Origin of the sequence: Aneurinibacillus soli, from assembly GCF_002355375.1 — a bacterium.
Classification (GTDB): Bacteria; Bacillota; Bacilli; order Aneurinibacillales; family Aneurinibacillaceae; genus Aneurinibacillus; species Aneurinibacillus soli.
In genome coordinates, this window is the sequence record NZ_AP017312.1 from 1,450,063 (window position 1) to 1,463,847 (window position 13,785).

Sequence of the window (13,785 nt, forward strand, 5' to 3'; positions counted from 1 at the left end):
ACTAAGATTAGTAGCACAGACCAAGGCCACGGTTTGTGCTACTATTTTTTTGTGGTAGAAGTGAAGAAACAGGCCGAGTGGGCTTCGGGATCTTGAATCCGTCAAAGAAACAGGCCAACTTCACTGCCCTTATTTGAATCAGCTTCAGTATGTTGGATCCATTGAGATCGTGTATAAGAAAAGGGAATCGATAAGGATGCGTGAAGGCTTCTACAACGAACATCAGGAGGAGAACAACCATGAAACATGTAGTCGCATTTGATGTAAGTATGGGAAAGAGCTATTGGGTGGTGTACAATGCCGACCGGCACTGTGAGTTTGAAGGAGAAATCCGGCATACCCGTTCCGATTTTGAAGGGTTGCATGCCTGCATGGAGAAGCTGATCGAGCAAGATGGGGAACAACCGTCCATTGTTTTCGAAGCTACGGGCGTATACTCCAGACAACTGGAACGCTTTATGCAAGATCATCAGTACACCTATTGCCTGTTAAACCCGCTTGAAGCCAAACTGCAGTCCGCTTCTATGCGGATGCATAAAACGGATCGAAGTGACGCTCATCGGCTGGCGTTGACTCATTTCACGGTCTCTCGAAGAGAAAAAGAAGTACCCAATGACTTCTTCCAGCAGCTAAAGTCTCTCTCTCGGTTTTACCAAGAATTAGACGGAGAACTTTCTACTCTTCGCAATCGGATGCATAAAGTCATTCAACTGACCTTTTCCGAACTGGAAACGATCTTTACAAGCCGATCGGAGCTCTGTTTACATGTCATTCAGTTATTTCCACATCCCGATCTCGTGAACGGTCTTTCCAAAACCGTAATCAGAAACCGGATTCTCAAGAGTACCGACAAAAAGTTATCGGCAGGTACCGCTGAGAAGAAAGCCATCCAGTTGCTTGAAGCCGCACAGAACTCGTATCCGGCGGTTTCCGCAACCGATGTTCTTTGTGACCAGCTACGCATCTATGTCAAACGTTATTTGGAGATTCTTCGCCAACGAGAAGCTCTGATTCGGCAAATGGAGGAAATGAGCATGCATCGAGAGGACTATCAAGTTCTTCTCAGCTTTCCGGGCATTGGGGTAAATACAGCGGTGCGTTTACTCGCCGAAATCGGAGACATCCGCCGCTTCGACAATCCGAAACAGCTCAACGCCTTTGCAGGGATTGATATCCGACGGTTCCAGTCCGGTAAAACCTTTTTCCAGGATAAAATCAATAAGCGCGGAAACAAGCACCTGCGTAAACTGCTTTACCTTGTCATTCAGAATATGATTAAACAGCGTCGTTTCGGGAACAACCATCTCGTTGAGTACTATGACAAAGTAAAAACGCAACCTTATAACAAGTGTCATAAAGTTGCGTCGATCGCTTGTGTAAATAAGCTCTTGAAGTGCCTCTTCTACCTTATTACACACAATCAGCACTATGAGTACCAGTGTGCCACCAGATCATAATGCAATTTCTATCATACCATATACCAAATAAACCTAGCAAAAAATAAAAACACCCTAGGTTTATTTGGTATGTCAACATCCATACTTTCTGTGAAACCTGTTATTTTCTCTCCGCTTCCTCCCCCTGTTACTTACAAAATAATCACTCAAAATCATTATGATTCACTTGACTAATCGTAAGAAAAGCCTACGATGTTGATTCGCCGAAGGATTGCGGGCAAAGGCCCGTTCGCCGTTCTCCCTCCGCTGAGTAGGCACGTACAGGCACTCTCTTGCTCCTCCCTTATCCCACTCCCCGCACAACGTTTTGGTTTACCAAAAACCACTCGACACGAGGACGGATTTGCTCGATTGCGACCGGCTTTTCGAAAGACCACTTTCTTATTTTTTCTCACCCTTCTCTCTTTGTGAACCGGTTATCTTCCCGGCGAGAAGGACGTACCCAGCTCCGACTAAAGCCGCTACAGAGGAAGCGCAGCCAAATCCGCAGGAGCCGCAGACACCACTACATACACTTCCGGTACCGGCTGTCATGGCAGTGGTCATGGTAATGCCAGCGGCTCCTGTTCCAGCGGCCAAATTTTTAAGAGAGGTACGCATGTCTAGGCTCCTTCCTTTAATGGGGCTGACTGTGGAGTCGCAGTTGGAGGTGCCAGAGACCAGCCGCGCTCTCCTGTTCCGTAGCTAATCGCTCCGGTCGGGCAGGCAGATGTGCACTGGCGGCATGTAATGCAGTTATGAATCGAGTACGAGATTCCGTTTCCCTTGCCATCATTGAGTTTGAGTGCCCCCATTGGGCATGCTTTAACGCAGCCTGCGCAAGAGATGCAGGCTGATTTTTTATATTTGAGCTTGTATGTGAATGGCAGACGGGCACCGATGCTGTGAAGGAAGCTCTGGGCAGCGCCGACCGGACACATGAAGTTGCAGTACCCACGTCCGCCTTTAGTAAATACACCGAACAAACCGAGCCACAATCCAGCTGTCAGAATTGTCGATGAGCCGAGCGCACCGATATCCCCCCAGATCCCGCCTGTAATCATGCGTTCAAAGAAGCCATACGAGCAATAAGCGCAGTTCAGCGCACCTGTTACAACAGGGGCGATTACAAAACCGGCAAAGAAGCCATAGCGCAGCGGTGCCGGATTCACATAGCGTGTCCAGTCGATTTTTGCTTTGTCTGATACGAGGCGACTCATGTATTCACCGAGTGCGCCTGCTGTGCAGAGGCGTCCGCAGAAAAAAGGACCGACAAGCAGAGCAGAGACAAACAGAATCGTCAGGCTCAGTCCCCAGGCTGACATAATATCGAACTTTCCTCTAGTAAATAGTTCTACGATCGGGATGCGAAAGCAGGTGGAATGAATATTTGGATCGGCTTTGTCTCCTAGCACCCAGGCAATCCCTTTATTAAATAGAGCAAATGGTGCATAAAACAAAAGGCAGCCCAGGATGTACCATGGCAGGCGCTTCAAAAGGTACATTTTTTGCTGCTTGCGAACATTGATTTTTTTCTCTCCAGCAGTATTCATTGTAGATGCTTCCTTTCTCAATGGCGTATTCATCTTAATATCTTAATGTCCGTGCCCATTTGTTGTTTCTGGCTTTGGAATCGGATGAGCATCAGGGATATTAGAGTTGATAATATATACGGGAATACTTATGATTTGGGTGTGGATATCCGAATTGTACACGTCGACAGTCCCCTCTACCATTCGATAGCGATCGCGGATATCAGATGGTAGAGAGACAAGGGGTTTGCAGGAGAATTTTGCTTTTGGAGCAAGCGTGGAATCGCTAGCATTTAGTTTGGTCCCGTCTGGAAACCCGGTGAGCTTGATCTGGAGGGCGATCGGCTGTGTGCTATCGTTCGTGAATGATCCAGAAATTTGTACCTGATTGGGTTGAAGTAGTTGTTTTGGCAATCCTTGATCGGCTACATCGAGTATAGCCATCTGTTCATGGCAGGAAGGTAGCGATACGGTAAAGCTACCGCGTTCATTCGCGTGAGCCTTTTGATAAGATCCGGCTGCTAAAGCGGTGGTAAGTGCAAGAAGGAAAGAACCGAGAATAAATAGCTGTTTTTTTAGCATAAGACACCCTTTCATCTATTCAATATGAGTAGACTCTATCGTATAAAGCAAACGTGTGGAAATGATGAAAATATGAAGGGTAATTTGTGAGGAAATGATATAGTTTTGTGCAAAATTGCCGCAATCGGTGCGGGTAGAAGAATTACGTGCCGGTGATATGATCATTGTGAAGCCGGATGAGTGGATTCCAGCTTATGGCGTAATTCGAGAAGGGGCTACGCTTGCTGCGAGCCTCGTAATGAAAAAAGAAGCTTTCTTGTGTCTAATTCAGAAATCTTCTTTTTTGTGTTGACAGATTTCCTTTCTTTTTTTAAGATATAAAACGTAATCAATACGATTTATAGGAGGGTGGCATGAGTGTGAAGAAAATTCCGGTTACGGTGTTGAGTGGATATCTTGGAGCAGGGAAAACAACGATTTTAAATCACGTATTGAATAACCGTCAGGGATTAAAGGTAGCGGTCATTGTAAACGATCTTGGGGAAATAAACGTAGATGCTGATCTGCTGATGGATGGTGGCGCACTGTCGCATACAGAAGAGAAACTTGTAGAAATATCGAATGGCTGTATTTGCTGCACACTGCGCGATGATTTGATTCAGGAAGTAAAGCGACTTGCTGAGGATGGTCGATATGACTATATTTTGATTGAATCAACCGGAATTGGGGAGCCGGTTCCAATCGCACAGACATTTACATATGAAGATGAGGGGAGTGGGATTGATCTGGGTCAGTACTGTCAGCTTGATACGATGGTCACTGTGGTGGATGCGTATCGATTCTGGCATGATTTTTCCTCTGGCGAAACGTTGCTTGAGCGCCAGCAGGCAACTGGAGAAGATGATACGCGCGAAGTTGTTGATTTGCTGGTTGATCAGATTGAATTTTGTGATGTGCTCATTTTGAATAAATGTGACATGGTGAAGGAAGATGACTTAAAGCAGCTTGAACATGTGCTGCGTACGTTGCAGCCAGGTGCGCGTCTCATTCGTGCTGAGCGTGGTCAAATCAATCCGGCTTCGATCCTGAACACTGGGTTGTTTGATTTTGAGAAAGCCAGTACATCCGCCGGATGGCTGAAGGAGTTGGAGAAGGAAGACCATACTCCAGAAACCGAGGAGTATGGCATCTCCTCTTTCGTCTATCGGAAGGCTCGTCCGTTTCATCCGCAGCGCTTGGCGGACTGGATGGAGAATTGGCCGACTGAAGTTGTGCGAGCAAAAGGTGTACTGTGGATAGCGTCTAATAATGAATTAGCGATGAGTTTTAGTCAGGCGGGTCCGTCGATTCAGATTAGTGCTGCGGGCCAGTGGGTAGCGGCGATGTCTGAGGAAGAACAGCGATTGTATCGGGAAGAAGATCCGGAGTGGGCAGAGACGTGGGATGCACGCTGGGGAGATCGGCTGACAGAGTTTGTATTGATCGGGATTGGGCTTGATATCGCCACACTGACGGCTTCGCTTGATCGATGTGTACTGACAGACGAAGAGATGGAGTTGGACTGGTCTTCTTTTCATGATCCACTTCCGAACTGGTACGGTATGGAAGAAGGAGTGCAATAGAATAGCAAGGTATATAAAAAAGAAGCGTATCGATTTGATGCGCTTCTTTTTGTCATGAAACCGGAATGGAGCGAATACAGTGATAAAGAAAAGGGAGGGACAAACGTTGGGAGAACAACATAATATGCGCATTGATGTTGGTCGGTTCGGACAGGGGATGATTCTACTTACGCTGTCTTTATATATTTGGGAGCTTCTATACACCGGCGAAATCACTCGTTTTGTAGCGCCTTTATTTTCCGCATTACTCATTGGGATTCTTCCGGTTCTGATGTTGCTCGTCTTATATGCATTTGCAACGTTGCGTTTGCCTGGTGAGAAGAGGGGGTGCTCTTGCTGCTTGAAAAAAGAGCGCCCTTCCTTATCGGTGACGTGGCTGCTTGTCATGATTCCAGCCGTGCTCGGAATATGCTTGCCCCCGCCCCCGCTCGGTACTGCGATACTACCACAATCACCTGTTGTTTCCGCAAAGTCAGCTTCTTTGCCTCTTCCACTTGCACAGGTGCGTACGGGAGAGCGGACTGTCCGGGACCTTTCCTGGACAGATTTTACGGAGGACTTCTATCAGAAAGAGGTAACGTATGAGCATCATCCGTATCGGGTAACCGGAATCGTGTACCATCCTCCTGGTTGGCTACCGGAACGATTCGTTGTAATGCGTTATATGATTACATGCTGCGCTGCCGATGCTACACCGCTTGGTATAGCAGTGGAAGTAACAGGGGGAGATCAGTTGAAAAACAATGAGTGGATTGAGGTGGAAGGAATGATCAGACGAACGACATTGCCGCAGGCGGATATTCTTGTTCCGCTTGCCTGGACATACGGGCAAAAGGAGCAGCCGCTTCTACAGGCGGATGGTATTCGCCATATACAGGCCCCAAAAGACCCGTACCTTACGGCCCCACTCGTTAATCTAACACCCGCAAAGGAAACGAAATAAACATGTGGCAGCATGCAGAAACGATCTTCTTATCCATTGTGCTGGAGTCACTTCCGTTTATTGTGATTGGGGCGTTACTCTCCTCGTTTATTCAGCACCTTGTACCTCGTCGGCTTTTATTCCGCTTGTTGCCGAAATCCCGCCCGCTGGCTGTAGTGTATGCTGCCTTTCTCGGCTTCGTGTTTCCGGTCTGTGATTGTGGGACGGTGCCGGTTGCCCGTAGCTTGATACATAAAGGTATGCCGGTTTCAGCAGCTATAACATTCGTGTTGGCAGCTCCTGTAACGAATCCGCTTACGTTGGCGGCGACATATGCGGCTTTCGGAGGGCGCTTGAATATGCTGCTGATTCGATTGGGGGCAGCTTTGTTGATTTCAATCTTGATCGGGTGGGGATTGTTGTTTTTTCGAATGGAGCAGAGTAAGCGGGTTGAATCAGTTGGGAAAATGGATGAGCCTACGCTTTCTCGTCATACCACCGGAAAAATTCTATCCCATGCATTAGGGGAGATTTTTGAAGTCGGAGTGTTTGTTGTCGTGAGTGCGGCTGTAGCAGCCGGGATTCAAACGTGGTTGCCAACGTCCGCGTGGGAATCTGTTGGGCGGCATCCAATTTTGTCTGTCATAGCACTTATGAGCCTCTCGGTTGTCCTGTCGCTTTGTGCACAGGCAGATGCGTTTGTTGCCCGTTCGCTGCAAGGAGTGACGACGGGTGGAGCGGTTGTTTCCTTTCTCCTGATTGGACAGATGATAGATATTCGTAATTTGTTGCTTTTGCCGCGTGCTTTTGATCATCGAGTTGTAGTTTTTGTCTTTACTCTCGCATTCGCCCTGGTGCTTCTGCTGGGCATCGGGTTGAATTATGCCGGTTTCCGTTTATAACGGAACCGGCTTTTGTTCGTATGTTGCAAATGTATACGGATAGGGATTTTTTTCATCGGGTGCGTGTGAATGGCGGGAGAACTCATTCCACTCTGTGCGATTCCAACTTGGAAAGTGTACGTCACCTGAAAACGTGTGATGAATAAATGTTAATTCTAGCCGATCTATATACGGCCAGAATAGTTGAATAATCTCGGCACCGCCGATAATATCCACATCCTGTCTGGCGAACTTCGCAAGGACGCTATCCACATCATGGAGGATGGTACAGCCCGGTGCTTCGTAATCGATACGACGGGTGAGGACGACATTCGTGCGACCTGGTAGCGGTTTGCCGATGGATTCATATGTTTTACGGCCCATGACAATGACATGCCCCATTGTTACCTTTTTGAAGTGAGCAAGGTCAGCAGGCATATGCCAGGGCAACTGGTTTTGGTAGCCGATGACCCGATTTTCGTCCATGGCAGCAACAATTGTAATCAAGTGAAATCCTCCTTATAATTGTATGTTTCCACTATACCATGGGCATTATTATATGGTACGATGGATGCGGGTTTTAGAGTGATGGAAGGTAAGGGGGTATTTACCAAATGATGAGTAAAAAACTAGAAGCTGCATTAAATGAACAGATTAATTTTGAATTTTATTCGTGCAATGCGTACCTGGCAATGGCAGCATACTGCGCGTCAGAAGACCTCGATGGATTTGCGAATTTCTTTACAGTACAGGCACAGGAAGAGAACTTCCATGCGATGAAATTTTTCCACTTCGTGAATGCGACGGGAAACCGGGTGCTGATTGATAAACTTCCGGCGCCGCGCAACGAATTTACTTCTGTCGTGGATGTATTTCATGAAGCGTACAAACATGAGCAGGAAGTGACGAAGCGTATTTATAACCTGGCAGACATTGCCCTGCAGGAGCGCGAACACGCAACAACTAGCTTCCTTAAATGGTTCATTGATGAACAGATTGAAGAAGAAGCGACATTCAGCAGCATCGTGAAGAAGCTTGAACGCATCGGAGAAGATGGCAATGCGCTGTATATGCTGGATGACGAGCTGGGCAAACGTACATTTGTGGCGGAAGATGCTTCCGTGTTAAAATAAAGCAATCTGGCAGCGATCATTCGAAAGAGGGAATGATCGCTGCCGTCCGTTAACGCTTGCATTTTGTCTGGTGGCATGTTAGGATGTAGCTACAAACACGATATGAATTGCCTGCGATGTACGATCATTTTTTATGTTTCGAACCTTACTATTTATTAGGGAGTCCGATATAATGTGGTGGACGCTATGCTTGCACAGATGAGACAGCGGAAGCGATGCTGAGGACACCCACCTGCGAGAGCGGGTTATGAAACATGAGGATGAAACGGCATAGGCGGGGTTACATAAGAAACAGACGCTTTTCGCTTTAGCGAAAGGCGTTTTTTTGTGTGCGGCAGGCCGCAAAAAAGGCGCAACACGATAACTTGTGTTTGCGCTTTCTTGAAAGTCGAGCTTCTATGTGTCGGATCATGGGTTTATCAGTCCGCGAATAACCGTATTTAATTGTTCCGGGGGGAGAACGCCTGTCTCGATGCGGATAATCTTTCCGTTCCCGTCAATAAATATGTTCGTCGGATAGCCCTGCACTTGATACAGCTCGGTTACGTCCCCTTTCTCATCGAATACAACCGGGTAAGGCACCCCAAAAAAATCGATAAATGTACGTGCGTTTTCTTTTTTGTCATTGAGTGTTACGTTAACCGCTACAATTTCAAACTTCCCGTGGTATGCTTTGTATAGCTTGATTAGCTGTGGGGTTTCGATGCGGCACGGACCACACCAGGACGTCCAGAATGAGAGTAGGACTGGTTTTTTAATGGAAGAAAGGCGCAGAGTATGACCGGACGCATCAGTCAGGGCGAAATCCGGTGCATAATACCCGACTGCGGCGCGCACTTCTTTTTTTGTAGAAAGAACCGTTTCTTTCTGGTTGTACAAGGTATAGCCAAGAAGAGCAAGAATGACGGTGAGGGCTACCATCGCTTTTTTCATACATTTCACCCACTTTAGTAAAGGATATATATAAATTCGCTGTCGTAAATATGATTACCTTTTTGGCTTGCGTCGTTTTTCCCCATGCAGCAGTCGATGAGCAAGAGTGGGTTGCGAGGTAATAATGCCGTCTGTTCCAAGTTCAATCATTCGCGTAATTTCTGGAAGAGTATTAACTTGATACGGGACGATTTTGATGTCGTGTTCCCGGCAAGCCTCTACAAACGATTCGGTTACTTCGTGTACAGGTGGATGGAGATAGGCGCAGTTGTATTCATGGGCGTAGCGCCATGCTTCGCGCAGATGGCCAAAATATAAAAAAGCAGTGTCGGCCCCGCAGCCTGTTTGCTGAAGTAATTCAAGACTAAGTGGATTGAATGTGGAGATGACGGTTTGGTCTTGAAGGTTGTGCCGGGCAATCGCTTCACTGACTTTTTGTTCGATGCCATTAGCAAAGGAAAAGAAATTTTTCAGTTCAATATTGAGCATGATCGATTTGGCAGCGGCGCGGTCCAGTACATCATTAAGGGTTGGGATGCTGATCCCGGCAAAACGGGAGTCGAACCACCTTCCTGCATCGAAGCGCCGAAGTTCAGCTAGTGTGTAATCCCGGATATGTCCGGGCTTTCCAAAAATGCGCTTGAGCGACCAGTCATGAAAAACAACAAGCTCCCCGTCACGGGTCAGCTGTACATCAAGTTCAATACCGGTAGCTCCCTGACGAAGGGCGGCGGCAAAAGCTGGCATCGTATTCTCCGGGTGGGTAGCTGATGCGCCGCGGTGTGCATAAATCAAGAAAAAATCGTTCATAGGGTAGCCTCGCTTCTGTAAATAGAATTGGTATAACGTATGCGGATGCACATCCGAAAATGTACGAACGAGAGTAAGGCGGTTATACTAAAAAGAAAGAGAACGGGGGGATCGTATGGATGCTACATGGTTTGTAAAATCATTTCAGGAAGATTATTCGACGCTGTACCGGCATCGAGATGAACAATCTGCACGCCAGGAGGTAGAAAGCCTGCTTCGGCTGCTGCCATTGCCGAAGAATGGCCGAGTGCTTGACTTCTGCTGCGGAGACGGGCGGCATTCACGTGCACTTGCGCGGCATGGATACGAGGTTGTCGGATTTGATCTGTCTTCGTATTTGCTTTCGGAAGCTCGCCGTAAGACAAACGAGGAGGACGTGACGTATTATCAATACGATATGCGTGAGGTTCCCTTTAATGAGGAGTTCGATGTCTTGTTTAATCTGTTTACGAGCTTCGGTTACTTTGCGGACGATGCGGAGAATGAGATGGTGATCGGACGCATGGCACAGGCGCTAAAGCCGGGAGGTAAGCTTGTTATTGATTATTTAAATCCCGAGTATGTGCGCGCTCACCTTGTACCGGAATCAGTGCGGGATGTAGAGGGTAAGCAGATTATCGAACGCCGCACAATCGAGGATGGGTTTGTTGTGAAGCAGATTATAATTACCGAGCAGGGAGAAGAGCGGACATTCTGGGAGCGGGTGCGTCTGTACAGCGCGGATGAGATGAGAATGATGCTTGAGCGGGCTGGAATTAAGTTGCTTGCTGTATACGGTGACTACAATCTGGACGTCTATGGTCCGGAGATGAAGCGTATGATTTTATTCGGCGAGAAAAAAATAAAATAAAATTACGAAAAAAGACGGTTTTCAGGGAAAATCGTCTTTTTTCTTTTTTCTCCCTGCGTTATAATGTTAGAAAATATAACGCGAAAAAGACAGGTGATCTAACATGAAGGTAGGCGTCGAAGGAACAGGGCAGCAGTACGATATGGCGGGTGCCAAAGAGCTTACGGACTATTTGCATGAGATCAAGGCGAAACGTTTATTTTATATTGCAGAACTGCACAACCGGATCGAAAGGTATGAGAAGCGACGGGCGCAGCAGCAGGCGGCGTATCACAAGATGTCTTCGATTCGCAAGTTATTTAGCGGCAAGGCACCGGATCATCACCTGGCTGTAGAATATATGGTATACGTCAGACAGCCGATGCAAGAAATTGCTGAGCTAACAGTTGGGAATAATGTCATTGACGGGGTGCTTGTGACGATCGAGAATGGAGCAGATACTGTATGTGTTCCGGTCTGGCTGTCACAGGAAATTTTGAATCGTATGGGGCGAGAGCGGCTATGGTAGAAATGAAACAGTTTACCGCCCTGAGTACGGGCGTAGATACAATATGGATTGTGTTGACAGCGGCCATGATTATTTTGATGGAGGGTGGCTTTGCACTGCTCGAAGCCGGATTCGTCCGGCGAAAAAATTCTGTCAGTATTATTATGAAAGTATTTGTTGATATCGCATTCGGCACGCTTTGTTTTTATGCGATCGGTTTTGCACTGATGTATGGAAAGGATTGGTCATCGTTCATCGGTACAAGTGGCTTCGGAATGAAAGGAGACTTGTCTCATCTGGCATTCCCGTTTAGTAAAGAGACCTTTTTTATGTTTCAGGCCGCATTTGTCATTGCGGTGATTTCCATTGTATCCGGTGCTGTGGCAGAACGGATGCAGTTCCGGGCCTATGTGCTGTATGCGGTTGTGATGACGACTGTGATCTATCCGATCTCTGGACACTGGGTATGGGGTGGCGGTTGGCTTGGAAAGATGGGGATGCTTGACTTTGCCGGCTCGGCTGTTATTCATGCGATGGGAGGTTTCAGCGCGCTGGCGGCAGCGCAAATACTTGGGCCACGTCTGGACAAATACAGGGAAGGCGAGAATAACGTCATTACGCCGAGTAACATTCCGCTTGCGTCTGTCGGGGCGTTCCTGCTCTGGTTTGGTTGGTTTGGGTTCAATGCTGGCTCGACACTGAGCGCATCGGACGTACGCATTGGGCATATTGCAATGGTTACGATGCTGGCTGCTTCTGCTGGTGGAGCTATAACGCTTTTATATACGATGTTCCGTTATGGTCGGGCGGATGCACCATCTGTTATTAATGGATCGCTCGCTGGGCTTGTCGGTATTACAGCTGGTTGTGCTTTTGTAAGTGCGGATGCAGCGATTTTGATTGGTGCTGTATGCGGACTTGGAATGATGGCGGCTACTTATATGATGGATGTATGGAAAATCGATGACCCTGTGGGCGCGTTTCCGGTGCATGGAGTGTCAGGCGTTATTGGGACGCTGGCAGTGGGTCTGTTTGCGAGAGGTAAAGGTGTATTATATGGAGGGGGCTGGCAATTGTTCGGTGTGCAGACGTTGGGTCTTCTTGTGATCTGTGTATGGGGATATGTGTGTACGTGGATCGCACTCAAAGCAATTGCCCGGATTGTATCGCTCCGAGTAACAGAAGAGGAAGAGCGGATTGGACTTGATATTTCCGCACATGGAGCAATGGCTGTAAATACTGAAGATACGCTTACGCTTGGGAGTGAATACAAAAAAAGAGTGTAAGCATAGAAGAGAGGGGGATCTGCCCTCTTCTTTGTATCATACGTTGTTCGTGGTACAATAAAAAAGGAGGTGTGTTGTCGTGGATTACAGCAAAATGTGCCCAAAGTATGAGTTGGCAATTGATATACTGGGCAAAAAATGGTCAGGGCTGATTATTCGTGTCCTGCTGGGCGGGCCGCGAAGGTTCAAGGATATTAAGGCGCAAATTCCGGAGATGAGCGACCGCATGCTGACCGAACGCATCCGTGAGTTTGAAGAAGTAGGGATTATGGTCCGCAAAGTGTATCCGGAAACCCCGGTGCGCATTGAATATGAATTAACGGAGAAAGGTCGCGGCCTAGAGGGCGTAATTGAAGCGATTCAGGAGTGGAGCGAGAAGTGGATGTAACAACAGAAAGCCAGACCTTTATGGTCCGGCTTATTTTGTATCCATGTAATATGTGGTTGGTTATGCACGACCGCCAAGCTGTTGTTCAGCCATTTGTACAAGGCGTTTTGTAATCTCGCCACCTACAGAACCGTTCTGGCGAGAAGTTGTGTCCGGCCCGAGTGTTACACCGAATTCAGAAGCGATCTCGTACTTCATCTGATCCAGCGCGTTTGCTGCTTGTGGTACGACAAGCTTGTTTGTGTTCGAATTTTGAGCCATGTTGTTCATCTCCTTAAGAGAGTGTGTTGGATTCAAGGATGTTGTGTCCTTGTACGTATATTGTCACAACTCAGACGCTTGTTTAAACGTGGTAATGTTTGGTATGTTGTCACCGAGGAAAACAGAACATCCGACGCTAGGATTGCAGCTTGAAGTTTGGTACGATGAGAACAAGAAATCAGTTGAAAGGGAAGATTGTATGAACGAGTTTACCTGTCCGCACTGTGGAAAATCAGTTGCTGGAAATCATCGTTATGAAGTAAAGTGTTATCAGTGCAATCGCTATACGTACCTTATCGAAGGGTTGTCACTTGAACAGGAAAAGCAGGAGCTGTATAACGCGGCTGATCAGTATGCGTATGCCTACGTACCTAAGATCGTACGCGAATATGTGGACAAGTACGGTCTTGCTCAGTCCGGACCGAATACACTTCGATGGTTCCGTGACCACGAGGCGGAAGCGCTGGTCCTGATCAAGTCGTTCCTCGATGAGAAACTGACGGAAAATACGCTGCATCAGCTGCACGAACAGTATACGTATGATATGCCATTCTTGTTGTATGTGCTGGATGCGTTACATTTCCCAGTGCATCGCGCACCGCTGGAGTGGGATGCGGAAGGATCGGATAGCAGCGAATTCTAATGGTACAAAACAGATAAGATCGAGGCTGTCCCCATAGCCAGAACATGGCAACGGGACGGCCTCTTTTTTGTAGAATCGA

18 protein-coding genes and 1 other RNA gene are annotated in these 13,785 nt (G+C 47.4%); 12 read left to right on the forward strand and 7 right to left on the reverse strand.

Going from position 1 to position 13,785, the window contains the following annotated elements:
- Window positions 1-239 precede the first annotated feature (239 nt).
- Window positions 240-1,457, forward strand: coding sequence for an IS110 family RNA-guided transposase (locus CB4_RS07325; RefSeq protein ID WP_096463496.1), 1,218 nt, complete (start codon window positions 240-242; stop codon window positions 1,455-1,457).
- Between the two features lie 381 nt (window positions 1,458-1,838).
- On the opposite strand, the gene CB4_RS07330 is transcribed toward CB4_RS07325, so the two are convergent.
- Genes CB4_RS07330 through CB4_RS07340 form a run of 3 tightly spaced genes read right to left on the reverse strand, consistent with a single transcriptional unit; the run spans window position 1,839 to window position 3,550 of the window.
- Window positions 1,839-2,057 carry a hypothetical protein gene (locus tag CB4_RS07330; RefSeq protein WP_096464525.1) on the reverse strand — a complete coding sequence of 73 codons (219 nt, stop codon included), beginning with the start codon at window positions 2,055-2,057 and terminating at the stop codon, window positions 1,839-1,841.
- A gap of 2 nt (window positions 2,058-2,059) precedes the next feature.
- The gene (locus tag CB4_RS07335; RefSeq protein WP_197703134.1) at window positions 2,060-2,989 is read right to left on the reverse strand and encodes a 4Fe-4S binding protein; all 930 of its coding nucleotides are present in this window, start codon (window positions 2,987-2,989) and stop codon (window positions 2,060-2,062) included.
- Window positions 2,990-3,031: 42 nt separating this feature from the next.
- Window positions 3,032-3,550 carry a hypothetical protein gene (locus CB4_RS07340; RefSeq protein WP_096464527.1) on the reverse strand — a complete coding sequence of 173 codons (519 nt, stop codon included), beginning with the start codon at window positions 3,548-3,550 and terminating at the stop codon, window positions 3,032-3,034.
- A gap of 115 nt (window positions 3,551-3,665) precedes the next feature.
- Here CB4_RS07340 and CB4_RS21480 point away from each other — a divergent pair, with 115 nt between their 5' ends.
- The 4 genes from CB4_RS21480 (at window position 3,666) to CB4_RS07355 (ending at window position 6,936) form a co-directional block, all read left to right on the forward strand.
- Complete coding sequence (locus CB4_RS21480) at window positions 3,666-3,842, forward strand: P-type ATPase actuator domain-containing protein (RefSeq protein WP_231956181.1); 177 nt, start codon at window positions 3,666-3,668, stop codon at window positions 3,840-3,842.
- 61 nt (window positions 3,843-3,903) lie between these two features.
- A complete protein-coding gene (locus tag CB4_RS07345; protein ID WP_096464529.1) occupies window positions 3,904-5,112 on the forward strand; it encodes a GTP-binding protein in 1,209 nt (402 codons plus the stop codon).
- Between the two features lie 106 nt (window positions 5,113-5,218).
- Window positions 5,219-6,055 (forward strand): TIGR03943 family putative permease subunit, encoded by an 837-nt coding sequence (locus CB4_RS07350; RefSeq protein ID WP_096464531.1) that lies wholly within the window; start codon window positions 5,219-5,221, stop codon window positions 6,053-6,055.
- A 2-nt stretch (window positions 6,056-6,057) separates the two neighbouring features.
- On the forward strand, window positions 6,058-6,936 hold the full coding sequence (locus tag CB4_RS07355) for a permease (protein WP_096464534.1): 879 nt from the start codon (window positions 6,058-6,060) through the stop codon (window positions 6,934-6,936).
- On the opposite strand, the gene CB4_RS07360 is transcribed toward CB4_RS07355, so the two are convergent.
- Window positions 6,931-7,422: a dihydrofolate reductase gene (locus CB4_RS07360; RefSeq protein WP_096464536.1), complete on the reverse strand. Its 492-nt coding sequence runs from the start codon at window positions 7,420-7,422 to the stop codon at window positions 6,931-6,933. The genes CB4_RS07355 and CB4_RS07360 overlap by 6 nt on opposite strands.
- Before the next feature lie 107 nt (window positions 7,423-7,529).
- Here CB4_RS07360 and CB4_RS07365 point away from each other — a divergent pair, with 107 nt between their 5' ends.
- Both CB4_RS07365 and ssrS read left to right on the forward strand, forming a co-directional pair.
- Complete coding sequence (locus tag CB4_RS07365; protein WP_096464538.1) at window positions 7,530-8,048, forward strand: ferritin; 519 nt, start codon at window positions 7,530-7,532, stop codon at window positions 8,046-8,048.
- 105 nt (window positions 8,049-8,153) lie between these two features.
- Window positions 8,154-8,333, forward strand: a non-coding RNA gene (gene ssrS / locus CB4_RS07370) — 6S RNA.
- Between the two features lie 123 nt (window positions 8,334-8,456).
- On the opposite strand, the gene CB4_RS07375 is transcribed toward ssrS, so the two are convergent.
- Window positions 8,457-8,981: a TlpA family protein disulfide reductase gene (locus tag CB4_RS07375; RefSeq protein WP_096464540.1), complete on the reverse strand. Its 525-nt coding sequence runs from the start codon at window positions 8,979-8,981 to the stop codon at window positions 8,457-8,459.
- Window positions 8,982-9,035: 54 nt separating this feature from the next.
- Window positions 9,036-9,791, reverse strand: coding sequence for a glycerophosphodiester phosphodiesterase (locus tag CB4_RS07380; RefSeq protein ID WP_096464542.1), 756 nt, complete (start codon window positions 9,789-9,791; stop codon window positions 9,036-9,038).
- Between the two features lie 115 nt (window positions 9,792-9,906).
- Between CB4_RS07380 and CB4_RS07385 the strand changes: the two genes are divergently transcribed.
- The 4 genes from CB4_RS07385 (at window position 9,907) to CB4_RS07400 (ending at window position 12,802) form a co-directional block, all read left to right on the forward strand.
- Window positions 9,907-10,641 (forward strand): class I SAM-dependent methyltransferase, encoded by a 735-nt coding sequence (locus tag CB4_RS07385; protein ID WP_096464544.1) that lies wholly within the window; start codon window positions 9,907-9,909, stop codon window positions 10,639-10,641.
- Window positions 10,642-10,744: 103 nt separating this feature from the next.
- Window positions 10,745-11,149, forward strand: a complete 405-nt coding sequence (locus CB4_RS07390; RefSeq protein WP_096464546.1) for a hypothetical protein — start codon at window positions 10,745-10,747, stop codon at window positions 11,147-11,149.
- Between the two features lie 2 nt (window positions 11,150-11,151).
- Complete coding sequence (locus CB4_RS07395; protein ID WP_096467671.1) at window positions 11,152-12,414, forward strand: ammonium transporter; 1,263 nt, start codon at window positions 11,152-11,154, stop codon at window positions 12,412-12,414.
- A gap of 79 nt (window positions 12,415-12,493) precedes the next feature.
- Entirely contained in the window at window positions 12,494-12,802 is a 309-nt protein-coding gene (locus CB4_RS07400) for a winged helix-turn-helix transcriptional regulator (RefSeq protein WP_096464548.1), read from the forward strand.
- Between the two features lie 60 nt (window positions 12,803-12,862).
- On the opposite strand, the gene CB4_RS07405 is transcribed toward CB4_RS07400, so the two are convergent.
- Window positions 12,863-13,063, reverse strand: a complete 201-nt coding sequence (locus CB4_RS07405; RefSeq protein WP_096464550.1) for an alpha/beta-type small acid-soluble spore protein — start codon at window positions 13,061-13,063, stop codon at window positions 12,863-12,865.
- A 103-nt stretch (window positions 13,064-13,166) separates the two neighbouring features.
- On the opposite strand from CB4_RS07405, the gene CB4_RS07410 reads away from it, so the two are divergent.
- The gene (locus CB4_RS07410) at window positions 13,167-13,706 is read left to right on the forward strand and encodes a hypothetical protein (protein WP_096464552.1); all 540 of its coding nucleotides are present in this window, start codon (window positions 13,167-13,169) and stop codon (window positions 13,704-13,706) included.
- Window positions 13,707-13,785: the final 79 nt, after the last annotated feature.